The sequence below is a fragment of the Rugamonas aquatica genome (assembly GCF_009380215.1).
GTDB lineage: Bacteria > Pseudomonadota > Gammaproteobacteria > Burkholderiales > Burkholderiaceae_D > Rugamonas > Rugamonas aquatica_B.
The window spans coordinates 166,058-181,875 of the sequence record NZ_WHUG01000008.1; the positions used below are offsets into that span (position 1 = coordinate 166,058).

Below are 15,818 nucleotides of genomic sequence, written 5' to 3' on the forward strand. Positions count from 1 at the left end.
TCAGAAATCAGATGGTGGCAAGGCACCGGGTATTATACCCTCCAGCCAAAGATTGGATAAGCGCATACCCGAATATTGATCTACCCATTCTTCCTTAGTCATATTTTCCGGAGGTGCAATCCGCTCAACTATAGTAGCTCCTGATCTATCTGCACGTTTGACGACAAAAACTCGTTGTTCATCATCAAAGAGGTCAATTGCATCCAACGCAGTAGGATTATGAGTCGTCATAAAGATTTGGCGATTGTTCTCCTGAGTATATTTAACAATCTTCGCAACCAGAGTTCTAACCATTCCAGGATTTAATGCGCTGTCGACATTATCGAGTGCAAAAATACTTGGAGAATCCTTCAATGTTAACAACAGTAACACGAAGAATACATATAAAGCACCTTCACTAACGTCATATGCATACAATTTATCAAATTCACTACTCATAAATTTGTCAGTGAAAGTGACAACTTTATTGGGGGTATGAATATGACTTGATTGAATTTTTTTATTTGGTGATCGAACGCCAATTGACTGAATCCAATCAAACATTTTAAAAAACTCAACTGCCGCGTCCCTCGCCGGCGGTCGAAGTAAATTCGAAAATCCTTGCTCAAGACCACCGCCATACAAGCCCAGCGGACTTCTCTTGCTTTCGTCTGGCGATACACCCCGTAAAATAGGCGTGGATGGTGCAAAAATCGCGAAATCACGAATACTTTTAATTGAATCTTTCTGGCTATCGCTCAATTTTCCTAACGCTTCGAGATAAGAAATTACACTCATCTCTGGTGGAGGCAATTCATCGGTAACTCGACTATTCGGGCTGCGACCTTTTAACTTCTTTCCAAGTTCCGTGAATTTCTCAGATTGAAAGTCAAATGGAGACGAATTGGAGGTCCCACTACGAGCACGGATACTCGCCGAGTACTTTAATTGATCGAACGTCCCTGCAAGGGAAAAAGTAGGCTTTCGCTTGCCCTGCGATTTAAGTGCGCTTTTGAATACTTCGGGAGACGAGAGCCTTACCCCGCGCGCTGTCAATTTTTCGTACTGAATATCACCTGTCGTCGCTGCTGAAAACATGCCAATAGCTTCGAGGATATTGCTTTTTCCAGCGCCGTTACAGCCAATAAAAATATTGACGCGACCAAATTCAATCTTCTGATCTAATATTGACTTGAAGTGTCCAATCTCAATTTTTCTAAGCATTTAATGAGCCCAATTGGTATCGCCCTTGAATCGGAGAACTGAAGCGCATCCCAGAAAAACCTTTGGTGCACCCAAGTCGTACGTTATGCGACAGTTGCCCAGTATCATACTCGCGACCAAGTAATTTACCAAGGTGAAGCATGCACGACGTCCACCCTGTTCTATCGCCGATTCACGATTAGCGAAGGAAGTCTATCAGCAATCACAGAAAAATGATTAGCCGAGAAGTGCGCGCACTGACAAATTATTAGCGGGCGTAGGCCTTCCGAATCTCGTCAAGATAATTGGCCCATCGCTGCATCAACTGTTTGCGTGCAGGCAGGTGGGCTGTACGGTTGTAAGCGCGGCCGTTTGGATCAATGACCGCGTGGGCCAACTGGTGTTCAAGGAGATCGACGCGCTCGCCCAGCACCTCATCCAAAATAGTCCGCGCCATCGCCCGGAATCCGTGGGCCGTCATCTCGTCCTTAGTGTAACCCATGCTCCGTAGCGCCGCGCTGACGGTGTTCTCGCTCATGCACCGGTCATCGCTGCGGATACTGGGCAGCACGTAGGTGGCATGCCCCGTCATCGGCTCCAATTTTTTGAGGATGTCCAAGGCTTGCGTGGACAGCGGGACAATGTGGTCAACCTTCATCTTCATTTTCACCCCGGGTATTCGCCATTCCGCAGCATCAAAATCGATCTCGGTCCATTCGGCGGCGCGAAGCTCCCCTGGACGCACGAAAAGCAGCGCGGAGAGCTTCAGCGCTGCGATGGCATACGGATGCCCCTGATAACCATAGATCGAGCGCATGAGTGCTCCGACGCGTTTTGGATCGGTAATGGCCGCATAGTGGGTTTTCTTCGGCGAGGCTAGGGCGCCTTTGAGATCGGCTGTGATGTCACGCTCGATCAGTCCGCTCGCCACTGCGAAACGGAACACCTGCCCACATACTTGCCGAACCCTATGGGCGGATTCGACGGCGCCGCGTGCTTCCATCCGTTGCACGGTGATCAGAACGTCACGCGGTTTGATGGTGGAGATCGGCAGGGCGCCGATATAAGGGAACAGGTCCTTTCGCAGCCACCCGATGACTTTCTCCTGCGTGGTGGCCGCACGCTCGGCCTCCGTCTTGCTTAACCAGCTGAGCGCGACCGCCTCGAATGTCTGATTGGCGATCTCGCTGCGCCGGAGCTTGTCTTCTCGCTTGGCGAGTCCCGGGTCAATCCCATCTGCCAGCTGGATTTTGGCGTCGGCACGTTTAAGCCTGGCCTTGGCGAGAGAGGTAGATGGATAAACGCCGAGTGCCAGCGTTTTGCGTTTGCCGAGATATCGGTAGTCGAGCCGCCAATACTTGCCCGCCGTTGTAACGAGAAGGTACATGCCGTCCCCGTCACTGTACTTGTCGCCGCCCTCCTTGAGCGGTTTGACCTTTTTGACGAATGTGTCTGTCAGAGCCATGTTCACCTCGCTTGGTGACGGTATACGGATTCAGACTAACAAAACTACGGTAAAAAATACCGTCAAAAATCAAAGTGTGTGGGATTTTTCCAGCGACAGGCTGAGCCAATAAAAAAACCCGCCGTCATAGGGAGATGGGCGGGTTCTGAGCGAGTCTGAGTTACATTGTAAGTAACAGTTGGTGCCGGGAGCCGGAATCGAACCGGCACGCCTTGCGGCGCGGGATTTTGAGTCCCGTGCGTCTACCTATTCCGCCATCCCGGCAACGCGACCCGCATTATCACTGATTTACCCCCATGCCGCAAGCCATGACGCGGAAATTTTATATTTATACAAGTATTTATCCGCCGCCGAAGCGGGTATCATCACGCCTACCTTCCGCTTCCGCCGGCCCCCGCCGGCAGCTGTCGCATGAAAAATAACAAGATCCGCGAAATAATCCTGGGCAAGGCGCTCGACCCGATGAAGAGCGAAACCCGCCACTCGATGGCGCTGGTGGCCTTCCTGGCCTGGGTCGGTCTGGGCGCCGACGGCCTGTCCTCCTCCGCCTACGGCCCCGAGGAAACCTTCCGCGCGCTGGGCAGCCACACCCACCTCGGCCTGTACATGGCGATCGCCACCGCCGTCACCGTGTTCATCATCGCGCTGGCCTACAACCAGGTGATCGAACTGTTCCCCACCGGCGGTGGCGGCTACCGCGTCGCGACCAAGCTGGTGGGGCCGTACATGGGCCTGATCTCCGGCTGCGCGCTGATCCTCGACTATGTGCTGACCATCGCCATCTCGATCGCCTCCGGCGTCGACGCGCTGGCTTCCTTCCTGCCGCTGGGCTTCCAGCCCTACAAGCTGTGGGCCGAGGTGTTCTTCATCGGCCTGCTGATCGTGATGAACCTGCGCGGCCTGAAGGAAGCGATCCAGATCCTGCTGCCGATCTTCCTCGGCTTCGTCGCCACGCATTTGGTATTAATCGTTTACGGCATTTTCGCCCACGCCTCGCACCTGCCGGAACTGGTGCCGACCACGATGGCCGACACCGGCAAGCTGGCCAGCGAGATCGGCTGGACCGGCGTGGCCGGCATGCTGCTGCTGGCCTATTCTCAGGGCGGCGGCACCTACACCGGGCTGGAGGCGGTATCGAACAACGTCAACCTGCTGGCCGAGCCGCGCGTGCGCACCGGCAAGGTGACGATGTTGTACATGGCGCTGTCGCTGGCGTTCACGGCCGGCGGCATCATCCTGCTGTACCTGCTGTGGGACGCCCATCCGGTGCCGGGCGAAACGCTCAACGCGTCCACTTTCAAGACCATCATCGCCAGCATGGGCCTGGGCGGCGAGACGCTCAACCAGCTGCTGCTGGTGATCGTGCTGGCGTTCGAGGCCGGGCTGCTGTTCGTGGCGGCCAACACCGGCTTCCTGGGCGGGCCGTCGGTGCTGTCGAACATGGCGTCCGATTCGTGGGTGCCGCACAAATTCCGCTACCTGTCGACCCGGCTGGTGACGCAGAACGGTATCCTGGTGATGGGCATCGCCGCGCTGGCCATCCTGTGGTGGACCGGCGGCAGCGTGACGCTGCTGGTGGTGCTGTATTCGATTTCGGTGTTCCTGACCTTCGCCATCTCGCTGTTCGGCCTGGTGCTGTACTGGTCGCGCAACCGCCGGCCCGGCACCTACTGGAAACGCCGCCTGCTGCTGTCGGCCACCGGCTTCGTCATCTGCGCCGGCATCCTGGCCATCCTGCTGGTCGAGCGTTTCACCGAGGGCGGCTGGGTGACGGCGCTGATTATCGCCGCCATCGCCAGCCTGTGCGTGATGATACGCAAGCACTACCGCGCCACCAAGCAAGCCATCCATTCGGTCGACGAGGTGTTCGCCAGCCAGCCCTTCGGCCCCAACACGCAGGCGGTCGAGCCCAATCCGGAAGACCAGACCGCCGTGTTCATCGTCGGCACCTCGCGCGGCGGCGGCCTGCATGCGCTGCTGTGGGTGCAGCGCATGTTCCCCCACCACTTCAAGAACTTCTTGTTCGTCAATGCGCGCACGGTCGATTCGCACGCCTACGGCGGCGAGGGCGCGCTGGAGCAGATGCGCGAAGAGGCGGCCGAGACGCTGGAATTCTTTGTCGACTTCTGCCACAGCCACGGCATGGCGGCCTCGTCCTATCTGGGCTTCGGCACCGACGCGGTGGACGAAGTCACCCGCATGTGCGAGGAGATCAGCCAGGAGTTCCCGCACGCGATCTTCTTCACCAGCAAGCTGATCTTCTCATCCGATAACTGGTTCACGCGCCTGCTGCACAACCAGGCGGCGCTGGCCGCCCAGCGCCGCCTGCACCTGGAAGGCTTGCAGATGGTGATCCTGCCGATGAAAGTCTGACGCCGGCCTAGGCCGCGATCAGGAAGTCCCAGTTCGGCGCGCCGATCTTGTGCAGCTCCATCTCCTGCGAGTGCATGAAATTGTTGGCGATGTGTTCCAGCGAAAAGCCGTTGGCCAGGGCCTTGACCCAGAACGCCATGCCGTCGGCGTCGCTGTGGCGGCTGAAGATGCCCAGATACAGTAGCTCGATGTCATGTGTGCTGTCGCCGTTGAACACGATGGGGTGGAGTTGCTGCGACGCCGGCGAGCTGATGATGTCGAGCGCGATGCGGCCCAGGCTGATGCCGTTCTGTTCCGCCCGTCCCCAGTAGTCGAAGCCCAGGTAGTCGGCCTGGCGGCCCAGCGCGTCCCTGTACAGGCCGGCGATCGCGCTCAGGGCGTCGCGGTTGTCCAGCGCCAGCGTGGCGTCGGAAAATTTCAGGCTCTCGACGTTGATGACCAGCGCGTGCTGCTGCGGCTGCGCCTTGGCCGTGACCGTGACATAGCCCTGGTGGCGCTCGATGGTGTAGTCCGTGCTGGCGCCGCTGAACACCGCGGTATCGGCGCCCAGGCCGCCATGCAGGATGGTGGTGCCGGGCGCGGCGGCGGCCGCGCGCGGGTCGCCGTGGGTCGCGCCCTGCGCGTTCGGCAGCGTGAACGACAGCGTATCGCTGCCGCCGCCCGCGAACACCGCGCCGCCGCTGCCGGAGGACACGGTGAAGCGCTGGCTGGCGGCGTCCCCGATCAGGGTCTGGCCGGCGGTGTTGCCCGTCACGTTGGCCGCGCCGATGATGGCGGCGAAGTCCACCGCATTGAGCACCAGCTGGCTGCCGGCGGGAACATGGGAGGCGTCGATGACCAGCGCCGTGTGCTGGGCCGGGGTGCCGGTCAGCGTCAGCGGCGCGGTGGGCGCGGTCGCGCCGCTGCTCAGCGTGATGGTTTCGACCAGCAGCGGCACGGTGGCGGCCAGCTGCTTGATGAAGTTCGCGCCGTTGCCGGCCAGGTGGTTCTGGTCGCCGCTGGAATGGTCCGGCGCCGCCGCCAGCAGGGCCATGCTCAGGTGGTCGGCCGAGCTGCCGGCCGGCTGGCTGTCGCCGCCGACAGCGGTCAGACCGAAACCGGTCGCGATCTGCGCCAGCAGCAGGGTGCCGCCGCCGGCGGTCACCAGCGGAATGTCGGCGGTGCCGGCGCCGCCGCTGGAGTCGGGACGGTCCGCGGTGATGATAGGGATGATGGTCCGGGTGCCGATGCCGCCGCCCGGCAGCAAGACAGTCTGCTGCGTCACCGGCACGCCGTCGATGATGGGGGTTGGTGGTTCCGCCGGCGGCGGTGGCGGCGGCGCTGCGATGGTCAGGGCCAGCGACGCGCCGGCCGCCGAGACATTGCCGGCGCGGTCGGTCTGCGTGGCCGTCAGCGTATGCGTGCCGACCGACAGCGCGCTGCTGGTGATGCTCCAGTCGCCCGAGCCGTTGGCGGTGGCCGTGCCCAGCACGGTGGTGCCGTTGCTGTCGTACAGCTTGACGGTGGCGTAGGCTTCGGCCGTGCCGGTGAGCACCGGCGCGGCGACGGTGGTGATGCGATCGCCCGGCGTGCCGCTGTCGCTGGCGGCGGCCAGCACAGGCGCGCCGGGCGCGGCTGGCGTCGCCGTGTCGATGGTCAGCGTCAGCGTGGCGCCGGCGGCCGAGACGTTGCCGGCCACATCGGTCTGCCTGGCGCTCAGCGTGTGGCTGCCTTGCGCCAGCGTGCTGCTGGTGATGCTCCAGTTGCCCGAGCCGTCGGCGGTGGCCGTGCCCAGCACGATGCTGCCGCCGGTGTCGTACAGCGTGACGCTGGCGTTGGCCTCGGCCGTGCCGTTGATGGTCGGTGCGGCGCTGTTGGTGATGCCGTCGCCCGGCGCGCCGCTGTCGCTGGCCGTCGCCAGCGTGGGCGCGGCCGGTGCGCTGGCGCCGGTGTCGATCACCACCGTCCGCGCGCCGCTGGCGGCCGAGACGTTGCCGGCCACGTCGGTCTGCCTGGCGCTCAGCGTGTGGCTGCCTTGCACCAGCGTGCTGCTGGTGATGCTCCAGTTGCCCGAGCCGTCGGCGACGGCGCTGCCCAGCACCGCGCTGCCGCCGCTGTCGTACAGCGTGACGGTGGCGTTGGCCTCGGCCGTGCCGGTGAACACCGGCGTGGCGTTGCTGGTGATGGCGTCGCTGGTGGAGATGCCGCTGTCGGTGCCGGCCGTCATCGCCGGCGCGGAGGGCGCGGCGACCGTGTGGTCCAGCGTGTACTGCTGGCCGCCCGCGTAGCCGCCGATGATGTCGACCATGAAATTGTTGTAGATGCCGGTGCCGCTGGGATTCAGGTCCAGCCGCAGGGTGCCGTCGCCGCCCAGGCCGCTGACGGTGACGCTGTAGGTGTCGCCGTTGCCGGTGACGCCCGAGATGGTGCCGGTGGCGTTGCCGGTGGCGGTCAGCGCGAAGTCGGCGCTGTCGACCGCGTTCACGGCCTAGCTGAAGGTGACCGTGTAGACGACCGAAGTGGCGGCCGCGGCCACGGTGGTGGAGGCCGCGGCGGCGCGCACGATGGACAGCGCGACGGGGGCGTCGACCACGTCGATGCTGAAGATCTGGAACGTCGAGTTGTCGGCCACGTCGGTGGCCTGCACATACAGGGAATAGCTGGTATTGGCGACCAGGTCCTGCGCCGCCACCAGCGCGTTGCCGACTATGGTGAACTTGCCGTTGTCGCCGCCGGCGCCGCTGACGGAGGCGAAGCTGTAGGTGATGGTGTGTTCGTCGCTGGCCAACAGCGTGGCCACGGTGGCGCCGGTGACGGCGGTCGATTGCGCCACCCGGGTCGCGCTCAGCGCGAGGTCCCTGGGCCCCATCGTGTCGAGGAAATAGGTGAAGCTGCTTGAAGCGGCCGAGACATTGCCGGCCACGTCGCTCTGCTTGAACGTCAAGGTGTGCGCGCCGGAGGTCAGCGGATTACTGACGAGACTCCAGTTGCCGAAACTGTCGGCGAAGGCCGTGCCCCGCAGTGTCGAGCCGCCGGTGTCGTACAGCCGCACAGTCGCGTTCGCTTCACTGTGGCCGGTGAAGACCGGCATGCCGGCGTTGGAAATGCCGTCGCCCAAGGTGCCGCTGTCGCTGGCGTGGGACAGCGCCACCGAGGTCGGCGCGGCGACGGCGGTGTCGATGGTCAGCGCCAATCCGATGCTCTTCGGCGAGGTGGTCTGGCCGGCGGTCTGGGTCACCCTCAGCGTATGGACGGCGTCGGACAGCCTGCTGGCAGTGATGCTCCAGTTGCCGGCGCCGTCGGCGGTGGTGGTGCCCAGCAGCGTGGTGCCGTCGCTGTCGTACAGCTTGACGGTGTTGCAGGCGTCGGCCACGCCGGTCAGCGTCGGCGTGTTGTCGTTGGTGATGCGGTCGCCGGGCGTGCCGCTGTCGCTGCCGCCGGACAGTGCCGGCGTCGACGGCATGGACGGCCCCAGGCGCGCGCCGAGCACGGTAAAGTTGCCGCCATTGATGCTGTTCGCGTCGGCGCCGTCCGTTCCCTGGATGGCCCGGACATCGTTGCCGGCGGTGGGGTCGGCATAGGAGAACTCGACGTAGTCGTTGTCGTTGAGTACCGCGCCGGTGAAGAAGAGCGTCACGGTTTGTGCGGCGCCGTCCACCTCCACGCCGCTGACGGTGACGGGGGAGCCGCTGACCGCGACGTTGCGGAAGGCGCTGAGCTGCGGCGGATTGGCGCCGTCCAGCGGGGCATCGAAATGCAAGGTGAAGAACTGTTCGCCGGTATAACCTTCCACGCTGGAATAGTTCGGTTGTGACATCGATGCCTCGCGCTTTAATTGTGTAGGCGCAAGTATATAGAGCGATAACTATATCGCAATCTTTATCGAAAAAGATTTGTAACTGACAATCAAGCCGGTGCGGCGCCCCCCAGCTGCTGCTGCTCCAGCAGCGCGAAGATCGCGTCCTTCGACAGCACATACTGGTCCATCAGCACTTCCTTCAACTCGCCGATCTGCACGCGGTAGTCGGCGATCGCCTGCAGCGTGTAGGTGTAGAGCTCGTCGGCCTTGGCTTGCACCTGGTCGAGGTCGTTTTCCTTGTTCTTGAACTGGCTGTAGTCCAGCTTGGAGCGCGAATACATCGACAGCTGGTTGACCATCATGTCCAGCATCGAGGTGGCTTTCTGAATATCGTTCTGGCTGCCGACCGAGATGCCGCGCGCGCCGTAGAACAATTCCTCCGCCGCCACGCCGCCGTACAGCTGGATCACGTCGCGCTCCAGCTCTTCCAGCGTGCGCAGCGCCACGTCGTCCGAGGCCGACAGCACATAGCCCAGCGCGCCCAGCTTGGACACCGACTCGGTGCTGATCTTGAGCAGCGGCGAGCGTTGCTTGACCTGCTCCAGCGTCATGCCCTGGCGCAGCCACGGGTCGATCTGCATGAAGAAGTGGCCCAGCTCGTGCAGCGCCACGCGCTCGCGCTGGCGCGTCTTCTCGGCGGTGGTGGCGCGGTCGGTCAGGCCGATGGTGGCGCGCTCGAAGGCGCGGAACATCAGTCCGGTATCGATCACCGCCTGTTCCTGGATGGCGATCATGCTGGCGCGCTCGACCACCGTCTGCAGCAGCGCGGGGCTGAGGTTGGCGGTGATCTCGGCCACCTGGTCGAGGTTGAGCTGGTCCCAGGCCACGCAGCCGTCGGCCTTGCGCGCCAGGAAGGCGCGCAGCAGTTCGCGCCGCTCGCTCTTGTTCGGCAGCCGGAAATTGATCTTGACCGAGAAGCGGCGCAGCATGGCCTCGTCCATCTGCGACGAGGCGTCGTCGAAGTTGGAGGCCACCACCCAGATCACGCCCGCGCCCTGGTCGCTGCGCACGCCGTCCAGCAAGCCCAGCAGGGTGTTGGCGGTGTCGTCTTCCCATTTCTTGTCGCCGCGGCCGCGCGGCATGAACAGGCTCTGGGCTTCGTCGAGGAAAATGATACAGCTGCCGCGCGCGCAAGCCTTGCGGTGTAACGCATGCAGCGCCTTGGAGCCGCCGCCGATGTAGCCGGACTCCAGCGCCGAGGCCGACGCCTGGATCAGCGGCACGTTGAGGCGCTTGGCCAGGTAGCCGGCCAGCTTGGTCTTGCCGGTGCCCGCCGGCCCGGTCAGCATGACGTTGAAGGGCTTGTCGATATCGTGTTCGCGGTAGACCGCGCGGTTCCGTATCATGTCCTCCAGGTGCAGCACTTCCTGCTTGATGTCTTCCATGCCGATCAGGTCGTCCATGCTGCCGCTCAGCTGGTCCGGCGTCAGTACCCGGGCCGACACGCCCGTGCCGGGCAGGCCGTGGCGCAGCACGAACAGCGCCAGCCCCACCAGCAGCAGGTCGACCGCGTGGCGCCGCAGGAACACGCCCACCCGCGCCAGCTTGCTGTCTTCCTCGTCCTGCAGCACCGCGCGGTGCGACGCCAGGTAATCGTCGCGGGCGATGGCGTAGGGGATGTTATGCCGCAGCAGGATCTCGCGCTCCAGGCTCTGGTGCGTGCTGGCCGGCACCTTGACCACGTACAGCAGCGGATCGTCGCGCAGCTTGAACACATAGCGCGGCGCGTCCGACAGCGGCGCCGCCACCATCAGGTATTCCAGCCGCTCGCGCTCGGCCGCCAGCGCGGTGATCTGCGAGATGTCCTGCGAGCGCAGCATCGGGTGCTGGTCTTGCGGCACGTCGGCGCGCCAGCCGAGCAGCACGACGACGACGGCAACCAGCAGGGCCAGCCCGGCGCGCACGTAATTGTTGCGCAGGGCGGAGTGAAGTTTGTACAGATTAAACATAGACGCGATCCAGACCAGAGGACTGTGCGGCTGATGTCGGGCTGATGCGCAGGGGCGGGGCGCAGCAGCCGAGGCCGCTATGGCCGGCGCGCGAGGTGGGGCGCTGCCGGGGTGTTGCCTTCAAATATAGTGAAAAACACATGCCGTGTGGCAACACGGCATACCGGCACTATAGCGGGACTGGGGCGTTTTGTATCGGGTGTGCTGAAAAAAAAGGCAGATGCCGCAACAACGGCGGCGCGCCTGCCGTTGATCGCGATTTTTTACCATTTGCGGCTGCGGATTAACCGCCCGTCGCATGCGCCGGATGTTGCGCGGCGCGCTTTGCTAATCTGTACATGTCTACCGCTGATTCAAGAAACAGCGGTGGCTCCCCGGCAGTCTTTACAACGCAATCACCTCACGGAGCACACCATGAAAACCGCACTCTTCGGCGTCGTCGCCGCCCTTGCTTTCGCCACCATTCCAGCCGCCCACGCCGAGGACACCAGCGTGCAGATCAAAGGCGGACACGGCCGCATCCACATCAATCAGGGCGACTTTGCCGAATACATCCAGGCGTATTCCTTGACCAACGGCCAGGTGCTGAAATTCAGCCAGCGCCAGACCCGCTTCTACGCCCAGGTCGACAGCGGCCATCGCGTCGAGATCTTCCCGATCGCCAAGGACCGCTTCGTCACCGATTCCGGCACCCGCTTTGATTTCAGCGACGATGCGGAAACGGTCGGCGTGGCCAACTTCGGCCGCCTGCCATTGGCCCAAGCCGTGGGCGACACCATCGTCATGGCCAAGCGTTGATGCAGCACTTCCCCGGGCCAGCCCCGGTGCCCGTCCGGCACTGAGGGCTAGCGCCCATCCGGCCTCGTCGGCCGACCCCATCCTTTTGTATTGTTCTAGTCCGCGCGGCGGTACAGGCGGAAGCGCTCGTCCCGGTCTGCCGGACGGCGGCCTTCCCACAGCAGGCGCCATTGCTTGTCGCGATAGCGCGCCGGAATCTCGCGCTCGTCGCGCAGCTTGATGCTGTCTTGCAGCAGCAGCATGTCGCAGGCATCGCCTTCGACGCCGGCGAACGGCAGCTGGGCGTAGTAGGCGAACGAGGCGCGCTGCGCCGGGCCGACGTTGGATTCGATACAGCGCGTATTCGGCGGCAGCTTGTCGGCGATCTGGTGCGCCACGCTGGCGTAGCTCTTGCTGTAATTGACGTCGGGCAGGAACAAGGTCATCAACAGGATCCAGATCAGGATCAGGCCGCCGGACGACAGCACCACCGCGCGCCACAGCACGGCCGGCTGGCGCGAGATGCGCCAGTGCACCAGCACGAACCAGCCGGCGGTGGCGGCCAGCGCCACCAGCAGCGCGATCCAGCCCAGCTCGGGATGGAAGCCCGGCACCAGCTTGAGCGCGTTCTTGGCGGCCTTGGCCGGCCAGCCGGTCAGCTTGGCGAACCAGAACACCCAGATCACGGCCGCGCACAAGGTCAGCGCCATCACCGAGAACCAGTCGATGGCGTTGATGGCGCCGCGCTTCATGGTCAGCAGGCCGAAGGCGGCCATGATGGCCAGCGGCGGCAGCAGCACCAGCAGTTGTCCTTGCTCGGGCTGGTCGTTGAACAGCGTCAGCAGCGCGCCCATGGTGACGAAGGCCAGCGGCACGACGATGTGCAGCGCGCGGCGCTGGCGGCGCCAGGCCCACACGGCCCAGCCGGCAAACGGCCACGCCGGCCAGAAGAACCAGACGCCGACGCGGAAGAAGAATTTGAGCGACAGCGCGCTCGGCAGGCCGAACAGGTCGAGGTTCCAGGCCAGCCAGGCGTTCAGCGGCAGTTGGTGATACGGTTGCAGCAATTGCGCCGGCAGCAGCCACAGCGCGGCCACGGCGCCGCCGACGGCGATGGTGGCGCCCAGGTCGCGCATCGCGCGGATGGCGGGCTGGTCGAGGAAACGGGTGCAGGCGAACAGGGCCAGCATGAGGAATACCGGCGTGACCCAGCCGCGCGTCAGCGTCAGCAGGCCGACCGCCAGGCCGCTGAGGGCGGCGTTGCGCAGCGACGGGCCTTCCACGTAGCGCACGGTGCGGTACAGCAGCAGCGCCACCAGCGACACTTGCAGCGCTTCCGAGGTGGTCTCGTGGCTGTGCAGCAGCAAGCCCAGGCAGCCGAGGTAGAGCAGCACGGCGGCGTCGGCCAGCGTGCGGCCGAAGTCGTCCGGTTCGGGCTGGCCGCCGAAGGCCAGGCGCAGCGGTTGCGCATCCTGGCGGCGTCCCAGATTAAAGGTGGCGTACCACAGCGACAGCACGCCCAGCAGGAACACGCCGACGGTGCCGACGCGGGCCGCCGGCACATCGCCGATCAGCCAGCCGAACAGCTTGATGCCGAGCGCGCCCAGCCAGAACGCCAGCGGGCCTTCGTCCGGCATCGACAGGCCGGCGATATTCGGCCACAGCCAGTCCTGCCAGCTGCCGTGCGCCATCGTCCACATGATGCCGAAGCTGGCGGCGTCGTCGTTCTTCCACGGATCGCGGCCGATCAGGCCAGGCAGGATGTACAGCAGGCCCAGGGCAAACAAGGCCCAGCGCGGCAGTGCCAGGGTAGCGGCGGCGGGAAGACGGACTGGCTTCATCGATCGGTATGCAAGTGAGAGGTGAACGGGAGTATGAAGGAAAACCGGCTGGCGGCGGGGGCGACAAACAAAAAAAGCAGCCAGAGGCTGCTTTTTTCATGATCGCGGCGAAAATCAGCCTTGTGCGATTTGGGTCTTCGAACCCACGGCGCCGAACTTCTGGCGGAATTTCTCAACGCGGCCAGCGGTGTCGACGATTTTGTGCTTGCCGGTGTAGAACGGGTGCGATTCAGCCGAAACCTCGATCTTGATCAGCGGATAGTCTTTACCGTTGTGGTTGATCGTTTCGCGGGTCTGGATGGTCGAACGGGTAACGAATTTGAAGTCGCACGACAGGTCGTGGAACACAACTTCGCGGTAGTCTGGATGGATTTCTGGTTTCATTTGAAGCCTCGGTTAGTTAGGTAGCCAAACAGCACTTCGTCGGTCGGTACTGCTTCGTGACCCGATTGCCGCTCACTTGCCAGAATTAAAAATAATGCGATCGGCGATTATACCGGGGTAAACGCAAACAGGCAACCCGAGGGTTGCCTGTTTTGCATGATTGCCTGCCTAGCCAATTAGCCGCGTCGGTGGAGCAGGGGTTTCGTGCGGCGCAGCCGCGCGCCTGCGGAACGGCTGGGCCTTGCAAGGCCCAGCTCCCCGGAGGCACTGCGGCTTTAGCCGCCTCGCCTCATCATGTCGAAGAACTCACCGTTGTTCTTGGTGGCCTTCATTTTGTCGAGGATGAACTCCATCGCCTCGATCTCGTCCATCGAGTACAGCAGCTTGCGCAGGATCCAGATCTTCTGCAGCTGGTCCGGCTTGATCAGCAGCTCTTCGCGGCGGGTGCCCGATTTGTTCAGGTTGATCGCCGGGTAGACGCGCTTCTCGGCCAGGCGGCGCTCCAGGTGCACCTCCATATTGCCGGTACCCTTGAATTCTTCGTAGATCACGTCATCCATGCGCGAACCGGTTTCGATCAGCGCGGTGGCGATGATGGTCAGCGAGCCGCCTTCTTCGATGTTACGGGCGGCGCCGAAGAAGCGCTTAGGACGTTGCAGAGCGTTGGCGTCCACACCACCGGTCAGCACCTTGCCGGAGGCAGGGATCACGGTGTTGTAGGCGCGCGCCAGGCGGGTGATCGAATCGAGCAGGATGACCACGTCTTTTTTCATTTCGACCAGGCGCTTGGCTTTTTCCAGCACCATTTCGGCGACCTGCACGTGGCGGGTGGCCGGTTCGTCGAAGGTCGAGGCGACCACTTCGCCGCGCACGGAGCGCTGCATCTCGGTCACTTCCTCTGGACGTTCGTCGATCAGCAGCACGATCAGCGTCACGTCCGGGTGATTCGAGGTGATCGCGTGGGCGATGTGTTGCAGCATCACGGATTTACCGGACTTCGGCGACGCCACCAGCAGGCCGCGCTGGCCCTTGCCGATCGGCGAGATCAGGTCGACGATACGGCCGGTGATGTTCTCGGTGCCGTTGATGTCACGTTCCAGGCGCAGCGGCTCGTTCGGGTGCAGCGGCGTCAGGTTCTCAAACAATATGCGGTGCTTCGAGGCTTCCGGCGATTCGCCGTTGACCTTGTCGACCTTGACCAGCGCGAAGTAGCGCTCGCCATCTTTAGGGGTACGCACTTCGCCCTCGATCGAATCGCCGGTGTGCAGGTTGAAGCGGCGGATCTGCGATGGGGAAATGTAGATGTCGTCGGTGGACGCCATGTAGCTGGCGTCCGGCGAGCGCAGGAAGCCGAAGCCGTCGGGCAGCACTTCCAGGGCGCCGTCGCCGAAGATTTGTTCACCGGATTTCGCGCGCTTTTTCAGGATCGCAAACATCAGCTCCTGTTTGCGCAGACGCGCCGCGTTGTCGATATCAAGACCGATGGCCATCTCCAGCAATGCCGAGACGTGTAGGGCCTTTAATTCAGATAGATGCATATGTGTTGAGTGTCCCGTGACGGGAAAGTAAAGGTAGGGGAGGGGACTGCGTGGTTGTCTCTGTTATTAAACGGCGCCGCGGGCGCGGCACCGTTTTGGTCCAGCGTAATACTATCTTACTTAGATATTGCTGTCGATGAAAGAGGTCAGCTGGCCTTTTGCCATTGCGCCAACCTTTTGCGCCGCTGCGACACCGTTCTTGAACAGGATCAGGGTCGGGATGCCGCGGATGCCGAACTTGGCAGGCACTGCCTGGTTGGCGTCGACGTCCATCTTGGCGATCAGGATCTTGCCGTCGTATTCCTTGGCCACTTCTTCCAGGATCGGGGCGATGCTCTTGCAAGGACCGCACCATTCGGCCCAGAAATCGACCAGCACTGGGCGGTCGGATTTCAGGACGTCGGCGTCAAAGGAAGTGTCGGTGATGTGTTTGATGTTTTCGCTCATATATTCCTCAATCGAGGTCTGTGG

At 62.7% G+C, this 15,818-nt stretch carries 11 protein-coding genes and 1 tRNA gene; 2 read left to right on the top strand and 10 right to left on the bottom strand.

Annotated features, from left to right (window positions below; all coding sequences use genetic code 11):
* The 3 genes from GEV02_RS19950 to GEV02_RS19960 all read right to left on the bottom strand — a co-directional run bounded on the left by GEV02_RS19950 (window position 1) and on the right by GEV02_RS19960 (window position 2,911).
* Window positions 1-1,203 carry an AAA family ATPase gene (locus tag GEV02_RS19950; protein WP_152839673.1) on the bottom strand — a complete coding sequence of 401 codons (1,203 nt, stop codon included), beginning with the start codon at window positions 1,201-1,203 and terminating at the stop codon, window positions 1-3.
* A 247-nt stretch (window positions 1,204-1,450) separates the two neighbouring features.
* Window positions 1,451-2,647: a tyrosine-type recombinase/integrase gene (locus GEV02_RS19955; RefSeq protein WP_152839675.1), complete on the bottom strand. Its 1,197-nt coding sequence runs from the start codon at window positions 2,645-2,647 to the stop codon at window positions 1,451-1,453.
* A 179-nt stretch (window positions 2,648-2,826) separates the two neighbouring features.
* Window positions 2,827-2,911 (bottom strand) — tRNA-Leu (locus GEV02_RS19960).
* Window positions 2,912-3,058: 147 nt separating this feature from the next.
* On the opposite strand from GEV02_RS19960, the gene GEV02_RS19965 reads away from it, so the two are divergent.
* Window positions 3,059-5,020, top strand: a complete 1,962-nt coding sequence (locus GEV02_RS19965; RefSeq protein WP_152839677.1) for an amino acid permease — start codon at window positions 3,059-3,061, stop codon at window positions 5,018-5,020.
* Window positions 5,021-5,027: 7 nt separating this feature from the next.
* Here the strand turns inward: GEV02_RS19965 and GEV02_RS19970 are convergent, their stop codons facing one another.
* The 3 genes from GEV02_RS19970 to GEV02_RS19980 form a co-directional block, all read right to left on the bottom strand.
* Entirely contained in the window at window positions 5,028-7,484 is a 2,457-nt protein-coding gene (locus GEV02_RS19970) for an Ig-like domain-containing protein (protein WP_152839679.1), read from the bottom strand.
* 3 nt (window positions 7,485-7,487) lie between these two features.
* Window positions 7,488-8,816: an Ig-like domain-containing protein gene (locus tag GEV02_RS19975; protein ID WP_152839681.1), complete on the bottom strand. Its 1,329-nt coding sequence runs from the start codon at window positions 8,814-8,816 to the stop codon at window positions 7,488-7,490.
* A gap of 89 nt (window positions 8,817-8,905) precedes the next feature.
* Window positions 8,906-10,807: an AAA family ATPase gene (locus GEV02_RS19980; protein ID WP_152839683.1), complete on the bottom strand. Its 1,902-nt coding sequence runs from the start codon at window positions 10,805-10,807 to the stop codon at window positions 8,906-8,908.
* A gap of 414 nt (window positions 10,808-11,221) precedes the next feature.
* On the opposite strand from GEV02_RS19980, the gene GEV02_RS19985 reads away from it, so the two are divergent.
* Entirely contained in the window at window positions 11,222-11,605 is a 384-nt protein-coding gene (locus tag GEV02_RS19985; RefSeq protein ID WP_152839685.1) for a gel scht, read from the top strand.
* A gap of 95 nt (window positions 11,606-11,700) precedes the next feature.
* Here GEV02_RS19985 and GEV02_RS19990 read toward each other — a convergent pair whose 3' ends face one another.
* The 4 genes from GEV02_RS19990 to trxA all read right to left on the bottom strand — a co-directional run bounded on the left by GEV02_RS19990 (window position 11,701) and on the right by trxA (window position 15,794).
* Window positions 11,701-13,425, bottom strand: coding sequence for an ArnT family glycosyltransferase (locus GEV02_RS19990; RefSeq protein ID WP_152839687.1), 1,725 nt, complete (start codon window positions 13,423-13,425; stop codon window positions 11,701-11,703).
* Between the two features lie 114 nt (window positions 13,426-13,539).
* Window positions 13,540-13,809, bottom strand: coding sequence for a type B 50S ribosomal protein L31 (locus tag GEV02_RS19995; protein WP_152806993.1), 270 nt, complete (start codon window positions 13,807-13,809; stop codon window positions 13,540-13,542).
* Between the two features lie 275 nt (window positions 13,810-14,084).
* A complete protein-coding gene (rho, locus tag GEV02_RS20000; protein WP_008452392.1) occupies window positions 14,085-15,347 on the bottom strand; it encodes a transcription termination factor Rho in 1,263 nt (420 codons plus the stop codon).
* Between the two features lie 120 nt (window positions 15,348-15,467).
* The gene (gene trxA / locus GEV02_RS20005) at window positions 15,468-15,794 is read right to left on the bottom strand and encodes a thioredoxin TrxA (RefSeq protein WP_008452390.1); all 327 of its coding nucleotides are present in this window, start codon (window positions 15,792-15,794) and stop codon (window positions 15,468-15,470) included.
* Window positions 15,795-15,818: the final 24 nt, after the last annotated feature.

Bases quoted from the DNA above. Each gene is read 5' to 3' on its own strand.
- GEV02_RS19990 (WP_152839687.1), bottom strand. From the start codon at position 13,425: ATGAAGCCAGTCCGTCTTCCCGCCGCCGCTACCCTGGCACTGCCGCGC.
- GEV02_RS19985 (WP_152839685.1), top strand. From the start codon at position 11,222: ATGAAAACCGCACTCTTCGGCGTCGTCGCCGCCCTTGCTTTCGCCACC.
- GEV02_RS19950 (WP_152839673.1), bottom strand. From the start codon at position 1,203: ATGCTTAGAAAAATTGAGATTGGACACTTCAAGTCAATATTAGATCAG.
- GEV02_RS19965 (WP_152839677.1), top strand. From the start codon at position 3,059: ATGAAAAATAACAAGATCCGCGAAATAATCCTGGGCAAGGCGCTCGAC.
- GEV02_RS19980 (WP_152839683.1), bottom strand. From the start codon at position 10,807: ATGTTTAATCTGTACAAACTTCACTCCGCCCTGCGCAACAATTACGTG.
- rho (WP_008452392.1), bottom strand. From the start codon at position 15,347: ATGCATCTATCTGAATTAAAGGCCCTACACGTCTCGGCATTGCTGGAG.
- GEV02_RS19995 (WP_152806993.1), bottom strand. From the start codon at position 13,809: ATGAAACCAGAAATCCATCCAGACTACCGCGAAGTTGTGTTCCACGAC.
- trxA (WP_008452390.1), bottom strand. From the start codon at position 15,794: ATGAGCGAAAACATCAAACACATCACCGACACTTCCTTTGACGCCGAC.
- GEV02_RS19975 (WP_152839681.1), bottom strand. From the start codon at position 8,816: ATGTCACAACCGAACTATTCCAGCGTGGAAGGTTATACCGGCGAACAG.
- GEV02_RS19955 (WP_152839675.1), bottom strand. From the start codon at position 2,647: ATGGCTCTGACAGACACATTCGTCAAAAAGGTCAAACCGCTCAAGGAG.